This is a genomic window from Achromobacter sp. SD115 (assembly GCF_017355315.1).
In the GTDB taxonomy this organism is placed as follows: Bacteria; Pseudomonadota; Gammaproteobacteria; order Burkholderiales; family Burkholderiaceae_B; genus Achromobacter; species Achromobacter xylosoxidans_B.
This window is the reverse complement of record NZ_JADIJM010000017.1, coordinates 141,993-162,809: the sequence shown is the minus strand read 5'-3', so window position 1 is coordinate 162,809 and position 20,817 is coordinate 141,993. Positions and strand designations below refer to the sequence as shown.

The 20,817-nt window shown below is 64.1% G+C and carries 21 protein-coding genes; 7 read left to right on the top strand and 14 right to left on the bottom strand.

The window, feature by feature from the left end:
* Positions 1-236, top strand: a 236-nt coding sequence (locus tag IPU70_RS22710) for a hypothetical protein (protein WP_207470542.1), incomplete at its 5' end; no start/stop codon positions are given.
* Between the two features lie 3 nt (positions 237-239).
* Positions 240-1,139, top strand: coding sequence for a 4-hydroxy-tetrahydrodipicolinate synthase (locus IPU70_RS22705; protein ID WP_207470540.1), 900 nt, complete (start codon positions 240-242; stop codon positions 1,137-1,139).
* On the opposite strand, the gene IPU70_RS22700 is transcribed toward IPU70_RS22705, so the two are convergent.
* From IPU70_RS22700 to icd, 3 genes are all read right to left on the bottom strand, one after another.
* Entirely contained in the window at positions 1,117-2,658 is a 1,542-nt protein-coding gene (locus IPU70_RS22700; protein WP_207470539.1) for a methyl-accepting chemotaxis protein, read from the bottom strand. The genes IPU70_RS22705 and IPU70_RS22700 overlap by 23 nt on opposite strands.
* 220 nt (positions 2,659-2,878) lie before the next feature.
* Positions 2,879-4,138 (bottom strand): O-antigen ligase family protein, encoded by a 1,260-nt coding sequence (locus IPU70_RS22695; protein WP_207470537.1) that lies wholly within the window; start codon positions 4,136-4,138, stop codon positions 2,879-2,881.
* 131 nt (positions 4,139-4,269) lie between these two features.
* Entirely contained in the window at positions 4,270-5,526 is a 1,257-nt protein-coding gene (gene icd / locus IPU70_RS22690; protein ID WP_207470535.1) for an NADP-dependent isocitrate dehydrogenase, read from the bottom strand.
* Positions 5,527-5,728: 202 nt separating this feature from the next.
* Between icd and IPU70_RS22685 the strand changes: the two genes are divergently transcribed.
* Positions 5,729-6,154 carry a DUF1841 family protein gene (locus tag IPU70_RS22685; protein ID WP_207470533.1) on the top strand — a complete coding sequence of 142 codons (426 nt, stop codon included), beginning with the start codon at positions 5,729-5,731 and terminating at the stop codon, positions 6,152-6,154.
* A gap of 72 nt (positions 6,155-6,226) precedes the next feature.
* On the opposite strand, the gene IPU70_RS22680 is transcribed toward IPU70_RS22685, so the two are convergent.
* Both IPU70_RS22680 and IPU70_RS22675 read right to left on the bottom strand, forming a co-directional pair.
* Positions 6,227-6,589 carry a cytochrome c gene (locus tag IPU70_RS22680; RefSeq protein ID WP_013391873.1) on the bottom strand — a complete coding sequence of 121 codons (363 nt, stop codon included), beginning with the start codon at positions 6,587-6,589 and terminating at the stop codon, positions 6,227-6,229.
* A 12-nt stretch (positions 6,590-6,601) separates the two neighbouring features.
* A complete protein-coding gene (locus IPU70_RS22675) occupies positions 6,602-6,955 on the bottom strand; it encodes a cytochrome c (protein ID WP_207470531.1) in 354 nt (117 codons plus the stop codon).
* A gap of 175 nt (positions 6,956-7,130) precedes the next feature.
* Between IPU70_RS22675 and IPU70_RS22670 the strand changes: the two genes are divergently transcribed.
* Positions 7,131-8,012, top strand: a complete 882-nt coding sequence (locus tag IPU70_RS22670) for a MoxR family ATPase (RefSeq protein ID WP_207470529.1) — start codon at positions 7,131-7,133, stop codon at positions 8,010-8,012.
* Positions 8,013-8,040: 28 nt separating this feature from the next.
* Entirely contained in the window at positions 8,041-9,213 is a 1,173-nt protein-coding gene (locus tag IPU70_RS22665) for a VWA domain-containing protein (protein ID WP_013391870.1), read from the top strand.
* A gap of 20 nt (positions 9,214-9,233) precedes the next feature.
* Here IPU70_RS22665 and IPU70_RS22660 read toward each other — a convergent pair whose 3' ends face one another.
* The 3 genes from IPU70_RS22660 to IPU70_RS22650 all read right to left on the bottom strand — a co-directional run bounded on the left by IPU70_RS22660 (position 9,234) and on the right by IPU70_RS22650 (position 11,133).
* On the bottom strand, positions 9,234-9,791 hold the full coding sequence (locus IPU70_RS22660; protein WP_013391869.1) for a GNAT family N-acetyltransferase: 558 nt from the start codon (positions 9,789-9,791) through the stop codon (positions 9,234-9,236).
* A gap of 115 nt (positions 9,792-9,906) precedes the next feature.
* The gene (locus IPU70_RS22655) at positions 9,907-10,284 is read right to left on the bottom strand and encodes a hypothetical protein (protein WP_207470528.1); all 378 of its coding nucleotides are present in this window, start codon (positions 10,282-10,284) and stop codon (positions 9,907-9,909) included.
* Between the two features lie 249 nt (positions 10,285-10,533).
* On the bottom strand, positions 10,534-11,133 hold the full coding sequence (locus tag IPU70_RS22650) for a GNAT family N-acetyltransferase (RefSeq protein ID WP_207470526.1): 600 nt from the start codon (positions 11,131-11,133) through the stop codon (positions 10,534-10,536).
* A 123-nt stretch (positions 11,134-11,256) separates the two neighbouring features.
* Between IPU70_RS22650 and IPU70_RS22645 the strand changes: the two genes are divergently transcribed.
* Positions 11,257-14,013 (top strand): pitrilysin family protein, encoded by a 2,757-nt coding sequence (locus IPU70_RS22645; protein WP_207470524.1) that lies wholly within the window; start codon positions 11,257-11,259, stop codon positions 14,011-14,013.
* 286 nt (positions 14,014-14,299) lie between these two features.
* Positions 14,300-14,689, top strand: a complete 390-nt coding sequence (locus IPU70_RS22640; RefSeq protein WP_207470522.1) for a DUF4148 domain-containing protein — start codon at positions 14,300-14,302, stop codon at positions 14,687-14,689.
* A gap of 327 nt (positions 14,690-15,016) precedes the next feature.
* Here the strand turns inward: IPU70_RS22640 and dnaJ are convergent, their stop codons facing one another.
* From dnaJ to hemH, 6 genes are all read right to left on the bottom strand, one after another.
* Entirely contained in the window at positions 15,017-16,147 is a 1,131-nt protein-coding gene (gene dnaJ / locus IPU70_RS22635) for a molecular chaperone DnaJ (RefSeq protein ID WP_013391864.1), read from the bottom strand.
* A gap of 109 nt (positions 16,148-16,256) precedes the next feature.
* Positions 16,257-18,182, bottom strand: coding sequence for a molecular chaperone DnaK (gene dnaK, locus IPU70_RS22630; protein WP_013391863.1), 1,926 nt, complete (start codon positions 18,180-18,182; stop codon positions 16,257-16,259).
* Between the two features lie 80 nt (positions 18,183-18,262).
* Positions 18,263-18,667 carry a thioredoxin family protein gene (locus IPU70_RS22625; RefSeq protein WP_207470520.1) on the bottom strand — a complete coding sequence of 135 codons (405 nt, stop codon included), beginning with the start codon at positions 18,665-18,667 and terminating at the stop codon, positions 18,263-18,265.
* A 14-nt stretch (positions 18,668-18,681) separates the two neighbouring features.
* Positions 18,682-19,239, bottom strand: a complete 558-nt coding sequence (grpE, locus tag IPU70_RS22620) for a nucleotide exchange factor GrpE (RefSeq protein ID WP_013391861.1) — start codon at positions 19,237-19,239, stop codon at positions 18,682-18,684.
* Between the two features lie 230 nt (positions 19,240-19,469).
* Complete coding sequence (locus IPU70_RS22615) at positions 19,470-19,703, bottom strand: hypothetical protein (protein ID WP_207470518.1); 234 nt, start codon at positions 19,701-19,703, stop codon at positions 19,470-19,472.
* Positions 19,693-20,808, bottom strand: coding sequence for a ferrochelatase (hemH, locus tag IPU70_RS22610; protein ID WP_207470550.1), 1,116 nt, complete (start codon positions 20,806-20,808; stop codon positions 19,693-19,695). The genes IPU70_RS22615 and hemH overlap by 11 nt, the downstream gene beginning before the upstream one ends.
* Positions 20,809-20,817 lie beyond the last annotated feature (9 nt).

The window sequence follows — 20,817 nt, the reverse complement described above, 5'->3', positions numbered from 1 at the left end:
TGACCATCAGGATAGACACGCTGGACGCGCTGAACGTGCGGCTGGCGCTGCACCGCGCGCTGGGCGATCGCATCGGCGTCTACGTGCTGTCGGTGGATCACGCCCATGCGCAAAGCGTGCTGCAGCTGCAATGCGAACGCGGACAGCTGGATGCCTTGATGCACGCAGTGATGTCCGGGCTGCCTCGCGCCGAGTTCGGCGCGGTGCGTCCGGCCCCTGCGATGACGGTGCAATAAGCCATGGACATGCCCCGCAAGACCGCATTCGAGGGCCTCTGGCTGCCCATGGTCACGCCAATGCGCGGCGGCTATGTGGACCTGGACGCCGCCCAGGCGCTGGCCCGCTACTACCGCAACGCGGGCATCGCCGGTCTGGTGCTGTTCGGCTCCACCGGCGAAGGCAATCTGCTGAGCATGCCGGAGAAGATCGACATGATAGAAGCCATCTCCAGCGACCCGCACGCGCTGCCGCTGGTGTTCGGCGCGGGCGGTGTCGACACGCGCGGCGTGGCAACCGCGATCCGACGCCTGGACAAGTACCAGCCGGCCGGCTATCTGGTGCCGCCGCCCTATTACCTGGGCCCGTCGCAGGCCGGCATACTGTGGCACTACCGCCAGATCGCCTGGGCCACGGAACGGCCCATCATCCTGTACAACATCCCCAAGCGCGCCGGCGTGACCATGACGGTTGAAACCATGGAAGCGCTGGCCGCGCTGCCCAACTTCAGCGCCGTAAAGGAATGCAATCCGGCGGTGCTGGCGGCGCTGAACCGGCGCAGCGCGCTGGCCCCGCTATGCGGCGAAGACCTGGCGCTGCTGGACCACTTCCTGGCCGGTGGCAGCGGCGCCATCCCGGCCGCCGCGCATATCTACCCCGAGCGCTATGTCGAGGTCATGCAGCTGGCCCGCGACGGCCACGCGGAAGCCGCGCGCGAACTGTTCGAGCCGCTGCGCGGCCTGATTCGGCTGCTGTTTGCCGAGCCCAATCCCGCGCCGATCAAACGCGCCCTGGCCCTGCAGGGGCTGATCGCCGACGAGCTGCGCATGCCCATGACCAGCGCCAGCCGCGAGCTTGGGCAACGCCTGCAACGGGCCATGAGCGCGGTGCAGGGCTCGCCTAGCCGGCTGCAGACAGCCTGAAGACGGACACCGCGTTCGCCAGTTCGCCCGCCTGGTCGCGCAGGGCGGCAGCCGACGCGGCGAACTCTTCCACCAGCGCGGCGTTCTGCTGCGTCACGCCGTCCAGATGCGTCACGGCCTGGTTGATCTGCTCGATACCCACGCTCTGCTCGGCCGAGGCCGTGGCGATCTCGCCCATTAGCGGCGCGCTGGTGGCGGCCGACTCCAGCACGTTGCCCATCGTCGCGCTGGCCTGCTCCACGCGCTGGCTGCCACGCGCCACCGAATCCGCCGACGCTTCGATCAGCGTCTTGATTTCCTTGGCGGCGGTGGCCGAGCGCTGAGCCAGCGCGCGCACCTCGCCCGCCACCACCGCGAAGCCACGGCCCTGCTCGCCGGCCCTTGCGGCTTCCACCGCGGCGTTCAGCGCCAGGATGTTGGTCTGGAACGCGATCTCGTCGATCAGCCGGATGATCTCGTCGATGCGCTGCGAGCTATGTGAAATCTCGCGCATGGCGTCGATGGCATGCTGCGTTTCATCGCTGCCTTGCCGGGCCAGTTGCGCCGCCTGCCCGGCCAGCGCGCTGACCTCGCGCACGTGTTGCGCACTCTGCTGTGCGGTCGCGGTGATCTGCTCCACGCTGGCGGCGGTCTGCTCCAACGCGGCGGCCTGTTTCTCGGTGCGGTCCGACAGGTCCATGCTGCCCGCCGCGATCTGCCGCGAGGCCGCGGCGATCGAGGTGGTGGAATGCACGATGCTGCGCACCGCCCCGTCCAGGCGGTCCTGCATCCGCGCCAGGGCGTCGAACAGGCGGCCGATCTCGCCACGCTGGTTGCGCGGCGCGCTGCCGGACAGATCGCCATTGGCCACGCGTTCGCATACCGCGACGGCCTGGTCCAGCGGACCGAGGACGTGCGAGCGGAAAAAACGCAGCGCCGCCGCCAACAGCAGCACCAGGAGGCTGAGCGTCACGCCGCCCTGCCGCCACAGGGTGGCGTAGAACGCCTGGTCGACGTCGTCCACGTACAGGCCCGTGAACAACAGCCAGCCCCAGTCGGCGTCGTAGGCGGCGTAACTGATCTTGGGCAGCGCCTGTTCCGTTCCCGGCCGCGGGAACAGGTAGCGCGTATAGCCGCCACCGGCCTTGCCCTGGGCGTAGAGGTCTTCGAAGATCGGCTGCCCTGCGCTGTCCTTGACGGACCGGACATTGGTACCGACCAGCTTGGGATCGGGGTGCACCAGCAGGTCGTAGCCGTCACCGAAGGCGCCCACGTAACCGTCCTCGCCATAGCGCAGTTGCGCCAGCCGGCGCGTCACATTGCGTTTGGCCTCCTCCGGGGACATGCCCTCGCGCACGCTTTGCTTGCCGTTGCGCACGATGCTGGATGCCAGATCGAGGACGTGGCGCAATTCGGTCTTGCGCTCGGCCACCATCTCGGCGCGGCGCTCCCAGGCATCCCAGGCGCCCAGGGCCAGCACGGCGGCGCCGACCGCGAACACGAACCACAGCAGCTCCCTGCGCAAGCTGGAATTTTTCATAGTCCTCTTATCCTTGTTCATCCCGTCATGAAACCAATCAAGGCAGAATGTGACGATTCATGTATTTCTTCGTCAGAATAAGGGACAGGACAGTGGCTTTCGGCAAGTCCGCACGGGACGTTTGATCTGGCGCAAGGTCCATAAAAAAAACGCAAGGCGCGCTTGCCTTGCGTTTTTTTTTTGTAGTGGCGGTTCATTCCGCTTTTCGTACAGCGTTTTCCTAGGCCGGCGCCCGAGGGGCGCCTGCGGAGCGCGGCGTGGTCAGCGCGATCAGGGCCACCACGATCAAGGAATACGTAGGTACGCTGCGCATATTTCGGAACATCATTTCAGTCAGGCTGAATGCGCAATAACCCAGGCAGAACAGCAAGCCCAACTGCGCGCCGACACGTATGACACGATCATCGCTGGCCAGCCGGCGCAGGAAAATATAGGCCGGCACCAGATACAGCGCGAGTATGCTCAACAGGCCCAGCAGCCCGTAGCCGGACAGGGCGGCGAGCAGGTCGTTGTGAGGTTCGCCGTAACCTTCGACTACTTCGCGCGACACCACCCCCCGCTTCTCGAGCTCGGCGAGTTCCTTGCGGAAGTTGCTCGGCCCCACACCCACGACAGGGCTCTTCTTGAACATCTCGATGGATGCCCGCCACAGTTGCAACCGGATGCCGAGCGAAGAGTCCCGGTCGGTTGATGTAGTGAAATCCTGCAGATCCGTCTTGACCGCCTGCATGCGGCTGCTGAAATGCCATAGCCCGGCCGCGCTGACGACCAGGGCCGCGCTAACCGCCAGCGCACAGTACGTCTTGTGCCGACGGCTCCAGCCGCGCAGCCCCAACAGGAACACCAGCGCCAGGATGGGAAGCAACATCCAGCTGCTGCGCGTTTGGGAAAGCCAGGTCGCCCACACGCTCATGCCGAAAGCAAGCACCTTGAGACCAGTTGCAAAATGCGGCCAGGGCTTGCTCGGCCCCCATCTGATCGACAACAGCGACATCATGCCAAACAGCAGAGTCATGTTCGCGAAGGCAACGGCGTTGTAGCGCCCTCCGATCTCGACTACCGCCTCGCGGCCCCACAACTTCATGGTGACGATCAGCATCGCCGATCCCGCCAGCGCGCCGATCAAGATGCTCCACTGGATCTGCTTAAGCCAATCTTGCGGCGCTCTCAGCAACAGCCAGAGCACCGGCAACGCCAGCGCGAAGCGGAGCAGCTTCTCCAATTCGGAATCGCTCCATACGCCTCGCACGGCGGTCGTGATGAACATGCACAACAGCGGCAGCAGCAGCGCCAGCGCCATAGGCCACAAGGCCCGGGAATCCATCGGTTCGTAGCGTTTGATCGCGTTGGCGGCAAGCGCCGTCAATGCGATCAAACCGGTCAGATAGGCAATGACCGGTCCACCCACCGGGCTGGTCAACGCCAGCGCGGGAACCAACACCACCAGCCATGTGGCCAAGAAAACGTACAGTCGGGGCACTACACTCAACCTGGTAAAAACGAAACAAGCGCGACACGCGCCATGCAGTTTGATTTGTCAGCTCATCAGACAAAACCCGCCCGCCGTGACGGCGGGCGGGTTTACGGGACTTGCTGGCGGCAAGCCGCAGCTTACATATTATCGATCATCACCTGGCCAAAGCCCGAGCACGACACCTGGGTCGCGCCTTCCAGCAAGCGGGCGAAGTCGTACGTGACCTTCTTGGACAGGATGGATTTCTCCATGCTCGAGATGATCAGGTCGGCGGCTTCGGTCCAGCCCATGTGGCGCAGCATCATTTCGGCCGACAGGATTTCGGAACCGGGGTTCACGTAGTCCTTGCCGGCGTACTTCGGCGCGGTGCCGTGGGTAGCTTCGAACATGGCGACCGAGTCGGACAGGTTGGCGCCCGGGGCGATGCCGATGCCACCCACTTGCGCGGCCAGCGCGTCCGAGATGTAGTCGCCGTTCAGGTTCAAGGTGGCGATCACGTCGTATTCGGCCGGACGCAGCAGGATCTGCTGCAGGAAGGCGTCGGCGATCACGTCCTTGACGATGATCTCGCGACCCGTCTTCGGGTTCTTGAACTTGCACCACGGGCCGCCGTCGATCAGCGTGGCGCCGAATTCCTTCTGCAGCAGCGCGTAGCCCCAGTCGCGGAAGCCGCCTTCCGTGAACTTCATGATGTTGCCCTTGTGCACCAGGGTCAGCGACGTGCGGTCATTGTCGATGACGTACTGCGCCGCCTTGCGCACCAGGCGCTCGGTGCCTTCGCGCGACACCGGCTTGATGCCGATGGACGAGGTGTTCGGGAAGCGGATCTTCTTCACGCCGAGCTTGGTCTGCAGGAACTGGATCAGTTCCTTGGCCTGCTCGCTTTCCGCCATGTATTCAATGCCGGCGTAGATGTCTTCCGAGTTCTCGCGGAAGATCACCATATTGGTCTTTTCGGGTTCGCGGACCGGCGAGGGCACGCCCTTGAAGTACGCCACCGGGCGCAGGCAGACGTACAGGTCCAGCTGCTGGCGCAGGGCCACGTTCAGTGAACGGATGCCGCCGCCCACGGGCGTGGTCAGCGGGCCCTTGATGGACACCACGTAATCCTTGACGACTTCCAGGGTCTCTTCGGGCAGCCATACGTCCGGGCCGTAGACCTTGGTGGCCTTCTCGCCGGCATAGACTTCCATCCAGTGGATCTTGCGCTTGCCGCCATAGGCCTTCTGCACCGCCGCGTCCACGACCTTGATCATCACCGGGGTGATGTCGGCGCCCGTGCCGTCGCCTTCAATGAAGGGAACGATGGGCTGATCGGGCACATTCAGCGAGAAATCAGCATTGACCGTGATCTTCTGGCCGCCAGCGGGAACCTTGATATGTTGGTAGGACATGAATGCTCCATTTGCTCCGAGTGGTTTTTCTGCACGCGCCGGCATCGGGAAGTGTCCGTTCCGGCGGGGAAGATCGCCCACGGGAACCGCGCACTGGATGGCCGATAGCAACCAATTCTATATCGCAAAAAGGCCTGCGCGCCTGACGGGCCGCGCGCAGCGGTAAAATAATGCATCTCCAGCCCGCTTTCCGCCCCCTCAGATGTTCAATCCTTCCCGCGACCAAGTCCGCGAATTTTTTATCGAAACCTGGCGCAAACACCGCGCCTCCGACGTGCTGACGCCGCTCGAGGCCATCGCCCTGGACTGGATCATCGAACATCCCGAGTACCACGGCGACCTGGAAAACCCCGAGGCCATGACGGCCGAATACTCCGTGGAAAAGGGCCGCACCAATCCCTTTCTGCACCTGTCCATGCACCTGGCCATCGCCGAGCAGCTTTCCATCGACCACCCGCCCGGCATCCGGCTGGCATACCAGCAACTGGTGGCGCGCAGCGACGCGCACCAGGCCGCGCATGAAATCATGGAATGCCTGGGCCAGGTAGTCTGGGAAGCGCAGCGGCTGGGTACCCCGCTGGACAGCGATACCTATATCGATCTGATCCGCCAGCGCGCCAGCCGCTGAGCGCGGCGTCCGCCCAAAGAAAAAAAACCCTCGATCGAGGGCTTTCTTCTTTTCGGGACGCGCCAGGACGGCTTACTTGCGCACGCCCAGGTCGCTCGGCTGCGCCGACAGCCATGCCGCCACGTTGGAGATGTCCTGGTCGGACAGTTGGGTCGCGAAAGCGCCCATGATGGGGTTCTTGCGCACGTTGGCGGTGGCCGCGCTGCCGGAAGCGCCGCGCTTGTAGGCCTTCAGGGCGTGGACCAGGTAGTCCGCGTGCTGGCCGGCCAGGGTCGGATAGGCCGGATCAACGGCCGTCTTGGCGTCCGCGCCATGGCAGGAAGCGCAATTGAATTTGTCGAAGACGGCCTTGCCGGCCGCCAGGTCCTGCGCCTGGGCGGCAACGCCCGTCATGGCCAGGGTCGCGCCCGCAAGGGCAAGCATGTAGCGATTCATGTGTTTGCCCCCTTACTTGAGATTCGAGTAGTACGCGGCCAGGTCGGCGATGTCCTGGTCGGACAGGCTGCCGGCGATGGCGTCCATCGTGGGATGGCTGCGCGCGCCTTTCTTGTACTCGTTGAGGGCGGTTTCGATGTACTTGGCATTCTGCCCAGCGATCATCGGCACGTGGTACAGCTCGGGAAACGTTGCCTTGTAGCCTTCGATGCCGTGGCAACCGATGCACATGGAAACCTTGTCGCGGGCGTTCTGGACATTACCGACCACTGCTGCGTCTGCAGCAACAGACTGGCCGGCGATCGCACAGGATGCCAACGCGGCCAACACGGATACCGTGCACTTCAGAGAGGTTCGCAACTTCATTGGAATGGCTCTTCTTGGTATGGCTAAGGACTAGGGCCTGCTCACACGAAAAGGCCCTCGGCAAACACGTTGCGGGTCGAACCCAAAGCAAAACCGCCTGATTGTACGATAATTGCTCAGGATTAATACCTTACGATGGTATTGATCACCGTCAAACCTCAGAAGCCATCAGACCATGTCCGCAGCCCAGTCCGCTACTTCCGCCTCGCCAGACCGCTTCGACGGGACCGACAGCTATGTCGCCACCGATGACCTGAAACTCGCCGTCAACGCCGCCCTCACCTTGCAGCGCCCGCTCCTGATCAAGGGCGAACCCGGCACCGGCAAGACCATGCTGGCCGAGGAAGTGGCGCGCGCGCTGGGGCGGCCGCTGCTGCAATGGCACATCAAGTCCACCACCAAGGCGCACCAGGGCCTGTACGAGTACGACGCGGTGTCGCGCCTGCGCGACTCGCAGCTGGGCGACGAAAAAGTCCGCGACATCCGCAACTACATCGTGCAGGGCACGCTATGGCAGGCCTTCCAGTCGCCGGAGCCGGTGGTGCTGCTGATCGACGAGATCGACAAGGCCGACATCGAATTCCCCAACGACCTGCTGCGCGAGCTGGACCGCATGGAATTCCACGTGTACGAAACGCGCGAGACCATCTCGGCGCGGCACCGTCCGCTGGTCATCATCACGTCCAACAACGAAAAAGACCTGCCTGACGCCTTCCTGCGCCGCTGCTTCTTCCACTACATCCGCTTCCCCGACCGCGAGACCATGCGCGACATCGTGGCCGTGCACTATCCGCACCTGAAGCAGGAAGTGCTGCGCGCCGCGCTGGACACTTTCTTCGCGCTGCGCGACGCGCCGGGCCTGAAGAAAAAACCGTCCACCTCCGAGCTGCTGGACTGGCTGCACCTGCTGCTGGCAGAAGGCTCGACCGCCGCCGAAATCGACGCGCACACGGCCACCGCCGTGCCGCTGATGGCCGGCGCGCTGCTCAAGAACGAGCAGGATGTGCACCTGCTGGAACGCCTGGCGGCCATGACGCGCGGCGGCCAGCGCCGCTGATCCGCCAGCAACCACCGGCGGCCCGCAAATGCTGATCGACTTCTTCTACCACCTCCGGGCGCACAAGCTGCCTGTCTCGGTCAAGGAATACCTGACCCTGGTGGACGCCCTGCGCCAGGACCTCATGGCGCCCACGCTGGACGAGTTCTACTTCCTGGCGCGCGCCACGCTGGTCAAGGACGAGGCGCTCTACGACCGCTACGACAAGGCCTTCGGCGCCTACTACAAAGGCATCGCGGCCGCCCTGCCCCCGGGCAAGGAAATACCGCTGGACTGGCTCATCAAGCAGTTCGAGAAAAGCCTGACGCCGGAAGAAAAAGCCGCGATCGAAAAGCACGGCTGGGACAAGCTGATGGAGCTGTTCAAGGAGCGCCTGGAAGAACAGAAGGAACGCCATGCCGGCGGCAGCAAATGGATTGGCACCGGCGGCACCTCGCCTTTCGGCAACGGCGGCTACCACCCCGAGGGGATCCGCGTGGGCGGCGATTCGGCCGGCAACCGCAGCGCGGTCAAGGTCTGGGACATGCGCCAGTTCAAGGACTACGACGATCAGGTCGAACTGGGCACGCGCAATTTCAAGGTAGCGCTGCGCCGCCTGCGGCGCTTTGCAAGGCAAGGCGCGGAAATGGAGCTGGACCTGGACGACACCATCGCCAGCACCGCGCGCAATGCCGGCCATCTGGACCTGCGCATGGTGCCGGAACGCCACAACACCGTGAAGGTGCTGATGCTGCTGGACGTGGGCGGCAGCATGGACGACCACATCGGGCGCGTCGAGGAACTGTTCTCGGCGGCGCGCAGCGAGTTCCGCAACCTGGAGGTCTACTACTTCCACAACTGCCCGTACGAAAGCCTGTGGCAAAGCAACCGCCGGCGCCAGAACGAGCGCTTCGATACCTGGGACGTGCTGCGCAAGTACAACCCCGACTGGCGCCTGATCATCGTCGGCGACGCCACCATGAGCCCCTACGAAATCCTGCAGCCGGGCGGCTCGGTAGAGCACTACAACAAGGAGCCCGGCGCCGAATGGATGCGCCGCCTGCTGGACGCGTGGCCCAAATCGGTCTGGCTCAACCCCGAGCCCACCGCGTCCTGGCAGTACCGCCAGTCCATCGCGCTGATGCGCGACATCATGCAGGGCCGCATGTATCCCGTGACGGTCGCCGGCCTGGAACAGGCCATGCGCGTGCTATCGAAGTAGGAAGGCCCGGCGGCGAGGGTTCAGCCGTCGACAGGCTGCTCAGGCGTATCCAGTGTCAGCTGATAGAACGCCAGGTCCAGCCAGCGCCCGAACTTGAAGCCGGCCTCGCGGATGGTGCCGGCATGCTTGAAGCCCAGCTTCTCGTGCAGGCGGATGCTGCCCTGGTTGCTCGCATCGATGCCGCCGACCAGCACGTGCACCTGATTGGCGCGTGCCCGCTGGATCAGCACCTGCATCAGCGCCTCGCCCAAACCCAGTCCGCGAAAGCGTCCGTCCACATACACGGAATGTTCCACCGAGTACTTGAAGGCAGGCCAGGCGCGGAAGGTGCCGTAGCTGGCGAAAGCCATCAGCTCGCCAGCGGCGTTCTCGTACCCCACCACCGGGAAACCGCCCTGCTGCTTGGCCTGGAACCAGCCTTGCATCGCCTCGCGCGGACGCGGCTTGTAGTCGTACAGCGCGGTGGAATTGACGATGGCTTCGTTGAGTATGGCCAGGATCTGGTCGGCATGACGTTCATGCGTGCAATCGACCAGGGTTGCGCCATCCGGCGCGCGGGTTTCGGCGTGCGTAGTCATGGCGCAAATTGTAGCGAGCCGCAGGGCCTTGCGGGTATTGGGTTTGCGGCCGCTCCAGGCAAAAAAAACCGGCGGAGCCGCCGGTTCAATCAGGTGTTGCCGCTTCTGGCCACTCTCAGGCGGCGCGGCTCTCCGCAGATCGGTTGGCGGGCGGTTCACGGCGCAAGCCGGGACACTGACGCCAGGCAAGCTCGTCCGCATCCATGTCCAGATCGAACAGGTCGTTGGCGGCGGGCCAGGGATGGCTGCGCGCCGCCGCGCCTTCCATTTCCAGCACATGCCCGGCAAAGCCCCGGGGCGAGCCTCCGCACTCCGCAAAATATCGTTGTGTGCTCAGGTCCACCACATAGGTGGTCATGTCATGGGTCAGTATGGCCACGAATTGGCCGTCATCACTGGCATAGGCGTACTGAAACTGTCCTTTGATCCCGTCGCCGCTCATGGAGCTGCCGGTCAATTGGGACAAGGCACGCGTGACGATCTCGGTCAGCATGGGTCGTTCCTCCGGTAAATGCGCCGGCAGGATGCCGGCGGCGAAGGCGCGAACGACAAGCACCGACGCCGCGTAAAAGGCGGCGTCTGGCGTTGGACGGGAAGCCTGTGGGCGGGCTGTCGCGCATCCCGTCAGCAACTGGTACTGCGTTCTGAAAAGCTTACACCCGCGCGCCGGCAACCCCCAAATCAGCCCGGCAATTCGCCATGCCGCAATGCACCATTCCGGATTAACGGCGCTTCCAGCGCTTTATGCCGCCGCGACCGGCGTGGCGCCTGCATCTGCGTCACCATTTTCTCGTCCACGCCAGTCCTCGCGACCGATCCGGTACAGCACGTGCCGGCGCAGCGGATGTCCCGGCGGGACGGCAGGATGGTCAAAACCATCCGGATCTTCTTTCATGCCCAGGCGGTCCATCACCGCGCGCGAGCGCAGGTTGCCCGTGGCTGTGAAAGCCACGATCTGGTCCAGCCCCACCTGCTCGAACCCCGCCCGCAAGGCTGCCTCGGCCGCCTCGCTGGCGTAGCCCTTGCCCCAGTGCCGCTGCGCCAGGCGCCAGCCTATCTCCACGCCAGGCGCGAATGGCAGAGTGGGCGCCAGCGGCTTGATGCCGACAAAGCCGATGAACGGCGCCACGCCCGGCGCCTCCACCGCCCAGAAGCCCCAGCCGTGCTCGTCGATGCCGGCGGCCAGACGGTCGGCCAGCGCGTCGCTTTCCGACCGGCTCAGCGGCAGCAGGTATTCGGTGACGCGAGGATCCTGGTTCAGCGCCGCGAAAGGTTCACGGTCGGCGGCGCGCCATTGGCGCAGCACCAGGCGTGGCGTTTCGACTTCCAGGGATAGGGACATAGCGGACTTCCTTGCCTTGCGGTCCCGGGCCGTGCGCCGCGATAACGGCCGCTCCGCAGCCCCTGAACCATTGCCAACGTATACACTCCAACGGATTCTGCCATGCCAAAGGAATTGTCTGCCATGCGCCTGTCCCTATCGAAGCTGCCGCGCCCGCTGGGCGTGCTGCTGTTTTCCTCCTTCCTGGCCTTCCAGGCCGGAGCCGCCAGCCTGCCGGCCGGCGTCTCGGAGGCCGCCTCGATTGAAGGCATCACCGAATACCGCCTGGCCAACGGCCTGAGAGTGCTGCTGGTTCCCGACGAATCCAAGCCGTCCACCACCGTCAACATGACCTACCTGGTGGGCTCGCGCAACGAGAACTACGGCCAGACCGGCATGGCGCACCTGCTGGAGCACATGCTGTTCAAGGGCACCTCCACCACCCGCAACGCCATGGGCGAGTTCTCGCGCCGCGGCCTGCAGGCCAACGGTTCGACCTCCAGCGACCGCACCAACTATTTCGCCAGCTTCGCCGCCAACCCCGAAACCCTCAAGTGGTACCTGGGCTGGCAGGCCGACGCCATGGTCAATTCCCTGATCGCCAAGGAAGACCTGGATTCGGAAATGACCGTGGTCCGCAATGAAATGGAAAGCGGCGAAAACAGCCCCTTCCGCATCCTGATGCAGAAGATGCAGTCGGCGGCCTTCCAGTGGCACAGCTACGGCAAGAACACCATCGGCGCCCGCTCCGACGTCGAGAATGTGGACATTGGCCAGTTGCGCGCCTTCTATCATGAGTACTACCAGCCCGATAACGCCGTGCTGATCGTGGCGGGCAAGTTCGACCCGCAGGCGACGCTGGCCGATATCGAGGAAACGCTGGGCAAGCTGCCCAAGCCCGAGCGCAAGCTGCCGCCCGAGTACACCGTCGAACCCGCGCAGGACGGCGAGCGTTCCGTGACCCTGCGCCGCACTGGCGGCACGCCGCTGGTCGCGGCGATGTACCACATCCCGGCCGCCGGCAGCGCCGATTTCGTGCCGCTGGACCTGGCCGCCACCATCCTGGCCGACACGCCCTCGGGCCGTCTCTACCACGCCCTGGTTCCGACCAAGCTGGCCTCCGGCGTGTTCGGCTTCACCATGGAAAACCTGGATCCGGGCCTGGCGATGTTCGCCGCTCAACTCACGCCTGGCAAGAGCCTGGACGCCGCCATGAAGGCCCTGACCGGCACGCTGGAATCCCTGAACAAGAAACCGTTCACCCAGCAGGAACTGGACCGCGCCCGCAGCAAATGGCTGACCGCCTGGGAGCAGACCTATAGCGATCCCGAACAGGTCGGCGTGGCATTGTCCGAGGCCATCGCCGCCGGCGATTGGCGCCTGTTCTTCCTGCAGCGCGACCGCGCCCGTAAGGCCACGCTGGCCGAAGTGCAGCGCGCCGCTACCACCTACCTGGTCCAGAGCAACAGCATCGAAGGCCGCTACATTCCCACCGAGAAGCCCGTACGCGCGCCGCAAGAGCAGCGCGTGGACTTGACGGCCGTCTTCAAGGACTACAAGGGCGACCCCGACTTCAAGGCAGCCTCGGCCTTCGATCCCACGCCCGAGAACATCGACAAGCTGACGCAACGCAAGAAGCTGGACCTGCCCAACGGTACGGTCCAGCTGGCGCTCCTGCCCAAGGCCACCCGCGGCAACCGGGTGCAGGCGCAGATGCTGATCCAGTTCGGCAACGAAAAAGACCTGCTCGGCCAGCGCGTGAACTCCAGCGCCGTGGCCGACCTGCTTACCCGCGGCACGGCCAAGCTGTCGCGCCAGGACATCCAGGACCGCCTGGACAAGCTGCAGGCGGAACTGGGCTTCAGCGGCGGCGGCACCACGCTCAAGATCGCCATGTCGACCAAGGGCGAAAACCTGCCTGAACTCACCGCCCTGGCGCTGGATATCGTGCGCAACGCCAACTTCCCCAAGGAACAGCTCGAGGAATACCAGCGCCAGCTGGAAACCTCGATCCAGAACGCCATGACCGAACCTTCGGCCTTGGCCGGCCGCGCGCTGGCGCGCCAGGACAACCCGTGGCCCGCCAATGACCTGCGCTACGTGCCGACCTTCGAGGAATCGCTGGCCGGCATACGCGGACTGAACCGCGACGCCCTGGTCAAGTTCCACTCCAAGTTCTACGGCGCCGGCGACATTGAGTATTCGGCAGTGGGCGATTTCGAGCCGGCGGCCGTGGAAAACGCGCTCAAGACCGGACTGGCCGGCTGGAAGAAGGCGCCCGCCTACACCCGCGTGCCCAACCCGTACCGCGACATTCCCGCCAAGCAGTTCGACATCGAAACCCCGGACAAGGCCAATGCGTTCTACATCTCGCGCATGCCGCTGAAGCTGCAGGACACGGATGCGGACTACGCCGCGCTGTATCTGGCCAACTACCTGTTCGGCGCGTCCGAAACCTCGCGCCTGTGGAACCGCGTGCGCGAAACCGAAGGCCTGTCCTACAACGTACGCAGCTCGCTGTCGGTCTCGTCGTTCGAACCCTCCGCCAGCTGGACCATGTACGCCATCTACGCTCCGCAAAACCGCGACCGCCTGGAAAAGGCGATCGGCGAAGAACTGGCGCGGGTACTGAAGGACGGTTTCTCGGACAAGGAGATCTCGGATGGCATCACCGCCTTGCTGAACTACCGCAACCTGGCCCGCGCCCAGGATGACGTGCTGGCCAGCACCTGGCTGGACTACATGCAGCGCGGCCGCACTTTCGCCTGGTCGGCCGAGATGGACAAGAAGATCTCCGCGCTGACCGCCGAGTCGGTCAATGCCGCCATGCGCAAGAGCCTGCGCGCGGACGGCTTCAGCACGGCGGTTGCCGGCGACTTCAAGAAGAAGCCCGCGCCCTGAACGACTCCATTTCCCTGCAAAGCCCCGCTACGGCGGGGCTTTTTTTCGCCTGACCGCCCTGGGGCAGCTCACCAAAATTCACAGGGGCACCCCTCGACTATGCCAAAAATGGACGAAATCATAAAAGTGAACATGATTACTCGATTATTTGGAAAGATGTTTTCAAGATATACGGGTTTATCCCAGGTGAGATAACGAGCAGAATTCAGTCATCGGGAACAAACAACGAACCACGACGGAAGGCCGCCGGATTCGGTCCCAAACCAAGACGAATTGGAGGTCCACCATGAAAACCCTAACCACCACCCTGCTGCTATCCCTGGCCCTGGTTGGCGTTGGCGCCCAAGCCGCCGGCGTGGAACAAGCCAAGAGCAGCGCCCAGGTCGCCACCGAACTGCAGCAAGCCAAGATCAGCGGCCAGTACACCTTCGGCGAGCTGGACTATCCGCCCGCCCTGCCCCAGACCACCAGCCTGAGCTCGCAGGAAGTGCAAGCCCAGCTGCAACAAGCCAAGATCAGCGGCCAATACACGTTCGGCGAACTGGAATACCCTGCGGCTGTGTCCGCCCCCGCCAGCGCCATGACGCGCGCTGATGTCCAGCAGGAACTGGCGCAAGCCAAGGCCAGCGGCCAATACACGTTCGGCGAACTCGAGTACCCGCCGATCACCCGGTGAGCTGCTTGCTGTGGCCCGGCCGGCCTCGGACGGCATCATGGTTTGAGGCCGGTTTTTTACCGGCGACAGCAGCGGTCGATGTAGCAGTAGAAGTAGCGGTAGAAGCTGAAGTTTGAAGTTGAAGTTGATGCAGCAGTTGCAGTAACCGCAGTAGCAATAGCAGTGATCGCAGTTGTAGTAGCAGCACCAGGACCGCGGCTCGCGCCGCGGTCTTTTCATTTGCGCACGCCATGCGCACGCCATCTTCCCGCAACGGCGCCTTTGCTTTATCCCAAGACAAAAAAAGGCCGCGACAACGTCGCGGCCTTCTTGCTTGCATCAGGCGATTCAGCTGAAGAATTCCTTCACGCGATCTGTCCAGGACTTGCTTTGCGGCGAATGGCGGTCGCCGCCATCGTTCAGCGAGGCCTCGAACTGGCGCAGGATGTTCTTCTGGTCGTCGCTCAGGCGCACCGGCGTCTCCACCACCACGTGGCAGTAGAGGTCGCCCGGGTAGCTGCCGCGCACGCCGCGGATGCCCTTGCCGCGCAAGCGGAAGGTCTTGCCGGACTGCGTGCCTTCGGGGATCGAGATCTCGGCCTTGCCGCCCAGCGTCGGCACCTGAAGCTCGCCGCCCAACGCCGCCGAGGTGAACGGGATGGTCAGCTCGCAGTGCAGGTCGTCGCCGTCGCGCTGGAAGATCTTGTGCTGCTTGATGTGGATTTCCACATACAGGTCGCCCGGAGGGCCGCCGTTGATGCCCGGCTCGCCGTTGCCGCTGGAGCGGATGCGCATGCCGTCGTCGATGCCGGCCGGAATCTTGACCTGCAGCGTCTTGTTGCGGCGGATGCGGCCCACGCCATCGCAGGCAGGGCACGGATCGGTGATTTCCTTGCCGTTGCCGTGGCAGGTCGGGCAGGTCTGCTGCACGCTGAAGAAACCCTGCTGCATGCGCACGGCGCCGGAGCCGCCGCAAGTGCGGCAGGTCTTGGGCGAGGTGCCGGCCTTGGCGCCGGAACCGTGGCAGGTGTCGCAGTGTTCCCAGCTGGGCACGCGGATCTCGGTGTCGAAGCCGGCCGCGGCCTGCTCCAGCGTGATTTCCAGCGCGTACTTCAGGTCGGCGCCGCGGTAGACCTGCGGGCCGCCGCCACGGCGGCCACCGCCACCGCCGCCGCCGAAGATTTCGCCGAAGATGTCGCCAAAGGCGTCGGCGAAACCGCCACCCATGCCGCCGCCCATGCCGGCGGAATTGGGGTCCACGCCCGCATGGCCATAGCGGTCGTAGGCGGCGCGCTTCTGATCGTCACCCAGGACCTCGTAGGCTTCCTTGGCTTCCTTGAACTTCTCTTCGGCTTCTTTGCTGTCCGGATTGCGGTCCGGATGGTACTTCATGGCCAGCTTTCGATAGGCCTTCTTGAGGTCGTCGTCCGAAGCGTTCTTCGCAACGCCCAAGACTTCGTAATAGTCACGTTTTGCCATGATCCGTGGGCTCGAAAACGAGCCTTCTTTTCAGTGCTACAGAATGAGTACGCCCGGTAGGCGGATTTCTCCGGCTACCGGGCGGCAGAGGCAGGTCAGCGCCCGGCCATTATTGGTCGCGCTTGACTTCCTTGAAGTCGGCGTCGACGACATTATCGTCCACCGGCTTCGCGTTATCGGCCGCTTGCTGCTGGCCAGCGGCTTGCTGCGCCTGCATGTCGGCGTACATCTTTTCGCCCAGCTTCTGCGAAACCGTCGACAGGGCTTCCACCTTGGCGTCGATCGCAGCCTTGTCGCCGTCCTTCAGCGTGTCTTCCAGTTCCTTGATGGCGGCTTCGATGCCTTCCTTTTCGGAAGCCTCGAGCTTATCGCCATACTCGGTCAGCGACTTGCGGGTGGCATGCACCAGCGCGTCGGCCTGGTTGCGCGACTGGGCCAGTTCGGCGACGCGATGATCTTCCTCGGCATTGGCCTCGGCATCCTTGACCATGCGCTGGATCTCGTCTTCCGACAGACCCGAGTTGGCCTTGATGGTGATCTTGTTTTCCTTGCCAGTGCCCTTGTCCTTGGCGGACACGTGCAGGATGCCGTTGGCGTCGATGTCGAACGTGACTTCGATCTGCGGCATGCCGCGGGGCGACGGCGGGATCCCTTCGAGGTTGAACTCGCCCAGGGCCTTGTTGCCCGCGGCGATTTCGCGCTCGCCCTGGAACACCTTGATCGTCACGGCCGGCTGGTTGTCGTCAGCGGTCGAGAAGGTCTGCGAGAACCGGGTCGGGATGGTCGTGTTCTTCTGGATCATCTTGGTCATCACGCCGCCCAGGGTTTCGATACCCAGGGACAGGGGGGTGACGTCCAGCAGCAGCACGTCCTTGCGGTCGCCCGACAGCACGGAACCTTGAATGGCGGCGCCAGCGGCGACGGCTTCATCGGGGTTCACGTCCTTGCGCGGATCCTTGCCAAAGAATTCCTTCACCTTTTCCTGGACCTTGGGCATACGGGTCATGCCGCCGACCAGGATCACGTCGTCGATGTCGGAAACCTTCACGCCGGCGTCCTTGATGGCCACGCGGCAGGGCTCGATCGTACGTTCGACCAGTTCTTCGACCAGCGCTTCCAGCTTGGCGCGCGTGATCTTCAGGTTCAGGTGCTTCGGACCGGAGGCGTCCGCCGTGATGTACGGCAGGTTGATTTCGGTCTGTTGCGTCGAGGACAGCTCGATCTTGGCCTTTTCGGCCGCTTCCTTCAGGCGCTGCAGGGCCAGCACGTCCTTGGACAGATCGACGCCTTGTTCCTTCTTGAACTCGGCAATGATGTAGTCGATGATGCGCTGGTCGAAGTCTTCGCCGCCCAGGAAGGTGTCGCCGTTGGTCGACAGCACTTCGAACTGCTTTTCGCCATCCACGTCGGCGATTTCGATGATGGACACGTCGAACGTACCGCCGCCCAGGTCATACACGGCGATCTTGCGGTCGCCCTTTTCGGTCTTGTCCAGGCCGAACGCCAGCGCCGCGGCGGTGGGTTCGTTGATGATGCGCTTGACTTCCAGGCCGGCGATGCGGCCGGCGTCCTTGGTGGCCTGGCGCTGGCTGTCGTTGAAGTAGGCGGGCACGGTGATGACGGCCTCGGTCACTTCTTCGCCCAGGTAGTCCTCGGCGGTCTTCTTCATCTTGCGCAGCACGTCGGCCGACACTTGGGGAGGCGCCATCTTCTTGCCGCGCACTTCCACCCAGGCGTCGCCATTGTCGGCCTTGACGATGGCATAGGGCATCAGGTTGATGTCCTTCTGCACCGCTTTTTCTTCAAACTTGCGGCCGATCAGGCGCTTCACCGCGTACAGGGTGTTGCGCGGGTTGGTCACGGCCTGGCGCTTGGCCGGCGCGCCGACCAGGGTCTCGCCATCGTCCATGTAGGCGACGATGGAGGGGGTGGTGCGAGCGCCTTCCGCGTTTTCAATGATTTTGACCTGCCCGCCGTCCATGACAGCCACGCAGCTGTTGGTCGTGCCCAGGTCAATGCCAATAATCTTGCTCATGGTCGGTTACCTTGATTGAATCTATGAAAATAGGGAGAAACTTCTTGTCCCCACATAACTGGGGCTGCCCGCAGGGTTTTTCAAGACGCCTGGCCGGAATTTTCTACAGCCGCTTCCTGCAGGCGATGCATGGCCGCGGTGAACTGGGGCAAGCCGGGCCAGCCGGTGATGCGGCCCAGCCGCTTCCCGGCCCGATACAGCACGAAAGTGGGGACGCCATGCAGCGAAAAGCGCCTTCCCAGCGCTTCGTCCGCGTAGACATCGGCCTCGAACCAGGTCAGGCCCAGTCCCAGCAGCGTTTCCTGATGCAGCAGGGCCGCCTGCTTGAAAAGATTGCAGTTGTAGCAATCCTGGCCCCACAGGAACACGCAGCGCAGATCCGTCCCCGGCGCCTGGACCACCGCCGCGTCGAATCCCTCGGTGTCGACATGGCGCATGCCGAACACCTGGAAAACCTGGGCGGGGTCGAACCGGGGTTCCGTCATGGCGCGCAGCCTGTTCAGCCCTGGCCGGCGGACACCACCACCAAGGCCGGGCGCAGGGTCCGGTCGGCGATGGCATAGCCCTTCTGCAGCAGCTGCACCACGGTATTGGCGGGCTGCTCGGCGGGTATGGACGAAATGGCCTGATGCTGGTGCGGGTCGAACTTGTCGCCCTGCACCGGCGCGATTTCCTTGAGCAGATTGCGCTCGAAACCGGCCGTCAATTGCTTGAGCGTCACTTCCACGCCCTCGCGCAGCGTTTCAACGGTCTGGTCAGGCTGGGCCAGCGCGGCTTCCAGGCTGTCCTTGACCGGAACCAGGCTTTCAGCGAAAGACTCGATGCCGAACTTGCGCGCCTTGGACACGTCTTCCTGGGCGCGGCGGCGCACGTTCTCGGCTTCGGCCCGGATGCGCAGAAGCTGGTCCTGCTGCTCGTTGACGGTAGCCTGGGCGGCGTCCAGCTGGGCGCGCAACTCGTTCAGCTCGGCCTGCATGGCGTCCTCGGCGGCGGAGGCCGCATCGGCGTTTTGGCCGACTTCGGGCGTCTGGTCTACAGGCTCGTTGGGTGCCGTCATGGGGAATCCTCCAAAAAGTATGGCTTTCGCAGACATGAATGGGGGCCAATACCCCTATTTCAAGCCCGGGAAAGCAAATATTCCCTGACGGCGCCGGGCAGCAGAGACAGGCGGAATGTAATCAAGAATCCGCCCAATTTCTGCCAAATGCCGTCAAATCTCAGACCGCAAGCATAAATTCGGCGCGTTCCGCTGCCATCCGGCTAACGGCGGACACCTGCCGCCGAAAGCTACTTCTTGTGCGGTTGCGCGGGCGCGACCGGGTCGCTGGCGGGAAAACTGTCCTTCAGGGCGCGGTCCACGGCCCGATCCTCGTCGGGCTCGGGGCTGATCGCGATGGGATCGCTGGCGGGAAAGGTCTCGGCGAGCGCCTCGTCCAGTTCGTGTTCCACCTGATCTTCGTCCACAGGGGTGCTGACCTGCCCCTTTTTGACGACCTTGCCAGTCTTGGGATCATGGTGCATGCGCCTTCTCCTTCAAGTCCGTGATTTGCGTGGGCCACCCCTGCAAGTGGCGTGCCACCAGGTCGGCCAGCCCCGCGATCCAGGCCGGATCGTCGTTGATCGCCGGAATGTAGCGGAAGCGCTTGCCGCCGGCCCCAATAAAGGCGTCGCGGCATTCCAGGCTGATCTCTTCCAGGGTTTCCAGACAGTCTGCCACAAAACCCGGACACACCACATCGACCTCGGTCACCCCTGCAGCGGCCAGCGCCTTGAGGGTGGGTTCGGTGTAGGGTTCCAGCCAGCGGGCGGTGCCGAAACGGCTCTGGAAGGTCACCTCGATCTGTTCGCGCGGCAGCGACAGGCGCTGGCCCAGCAGGCGCGCGGTATCCATGCAATCGCGGTAGTACGGATCGCCCAGTTCGATCGAATAGCGCGGCAGGCCATGGAAGCTCATGACCAGCTTCTGCGGCTTGCCGTGTTCCTGCCAATAGCGCTCGATCCGGCCGGCCAGCGCGTCCAGGTAGGCTGGCTCTTCGTGGAAGCGCTTGATGAAGCGCAGCTCGGGCTGGTCGCGCAGGCGGCCGGCGTGGCGGGTGACCGCGTCCACCACCGTGGCGGTAGTGCTGGCGGCGTACTGGGGATAGAGCGGGACGGTCAAGATGCGTTCGCAGCCCTGCTTGCGCAGGCGCGAGATGGCATCGGGGATCGAAGGATTGCCGTAGCGCATGCCCAGCTCCACCACCGCGTCGATGCCAGCCCCGGCCAGGGCGGCGCGCACGCCGTCGGCCTGCCGCTGGCTGTACACCATCAGCGGCGAACCTTCCTTCAGCCAGACGCCGGCATAGCGCGGCTCCAGCTTCTTGGGCCGCGAGGTCAGGACCAGGCAATGCAGGATGGGCTTCCACAGATAGCGCGGGATCTCGATCACGCGCGGGTCGGACAGAAACTCGCCCAGATACTTGCGTATGTCCTGCTTGCCCGGACTGTCCGGCGTACCCAGGTTCACCAGCAGCACACCGACCTTGCCGGGCCCGCGCGGCGCGGGGTCTTCGTCGAAGGGGTCTTCCTGCTCGGGTTCCGGCAGATAACGCTCAGGCCACAGGTACTTGAACAGGCGAAGAAACACAAACACTCC